The organism is uncultured Candidatus Kuenenia sp. (assembly GCF_900696675.1).
Lineage (GTDB): Bacteria > Planctomycetota > Brocadiia > Brocadiales > Brocadiaceae > Kuenenia > Kuenenia stuttgartiensis_A.
The window spans coordinates 1-1580 of the sequence record NZ_CAADGZ010000267.1; the positions used below are offsets into that span (position 1 = coordinate 1).

Here is a 1580-nt window from a genome sequence, read left to right on the forward strand (position 1 = left end):
GTATTTATAGGGTTATAAAGGATTTGTATTAATAAATAGGCCATTTATTCTGCGACTACATATTATTTTGAATTTGTGGAAACCCGCTTAAAATAAGGATTTTGTTGAAATCTTTCCGGAAAGGGGGTTAAAAGTTACCGTTAATTCAGTGCTGACCGATACATCAATTGATCCATCTGCAGGGCTTACTGAATCTACTTCAGGCGGCGTATTATCTGCCGAAAGGTTACTAGCCATCTTTGATATAAATATATCTTCACTACCACTAGAAGATATATCATAGGCACCTGTGGACGTAGGAAAATCTGATGAATTAGTTTTACCTGTCACATATACATCATTATTAGTATTTATAGCAAGTGCACTGGCAGAGTCACCATAATGTCCACCAAGATATGTTGATGCAAGCAGGTTAGCCAAACTACTATCCAGTTTTGATACAAATACATCGATTTGATAAGAAGTATTTCCAGATGTATCATAAGTCCCTGATGTTATAGGAAAGTCTGTTGAGTGTGTGTAGCCTGTTATATAGACATTACCGCTTTTGTCAAGGGCGATTGCTTCTCCTGAATCAGAATCGGAACCTCCCAGAAATGTGGATGCAAGCAGTTTATCTAAGTTACTATTAAGTTTTGATACAAATATATCTTCATAATAAAATGAAGTATTTCCATATTTATCATATGCTCCCGTAGTTGTTGGAAAATCTGATGAATAAGTGCGGCCTGTCACATATACATTACCACCCGTGTCTAGAACGACTGAATTTGCATAGTCGGAATCATCATTACCGCTTAAAAACGTAGAGGCAATTAGGTTTGTAAGATTGCTATTCAGCTTAGATACAAATGCATCGGAATAATAGTATTCATCATTGTAATAAGAAGTATCATATGCCCCTGCAGTAGTAGGAAAATCTTGTGAATAAGTATAACCTGTCACATATATGTTACCGCTTGTGTCTACAGCAAGTGATTTGATACAGTCATCATCTTGTCCGCCAAAAAATGTTGATGCAAGTAAACTATTCAGATTACTACTAAGCTTCGATACAAATGCAGAATCGCTACGAAAACCATTATACGATACATCATAGGCTCCTGAGGTCGTTGGGAAATTTGATGAGTGTGTATACCCTGCTACATAGACATTTCCATTTGCATCTACATCAATACATTCGACATAGTCATAATTATTTCCTCCAAGATAAGTAGATTCAAGCAAACTGCTCAAGTTACTATCAAGCTTTGAGATAAATAAATCACAATAAGTAGAATCATTTCTCGAGCTATTATATGCATCCAAGGTTGCTGGAAAGTCTGAAGAATATGTATTTCCAGTTATATATACGTTCCCACTTGAATCTATGTCCATTGAGTATGCAAAATCCATTTCAGAACCACCCAAATATGTGGATGCCAGCAGAGATGTCAAGTCACTATTTAATTTTGACCTAAATCCTGCAAACAAGGCAAAGCCTTGTTGCAGGAATAGGATTGAAATGGTAGGATTTCCAAGGTATTCGGCGGTATATTGATAACAAAAAACACCTGAAAGGAGATTCACCATTTCGATGA

The 1580-nt window shown here is 36.2% G+C and carries 1 protein-coding gene; it reads right to left on the minus strand.

The window, feature by feature from the left end:
- Positions 1 to 87: 87 nt before the first annotated feature.
- The coding region (locus tag QZT26_RS17550; protein WP_295104029.1) for an SBBP repeat-containing protein at positions 88 to 1580 on the minus strand (1493 nt) is incomplete at its 5' end.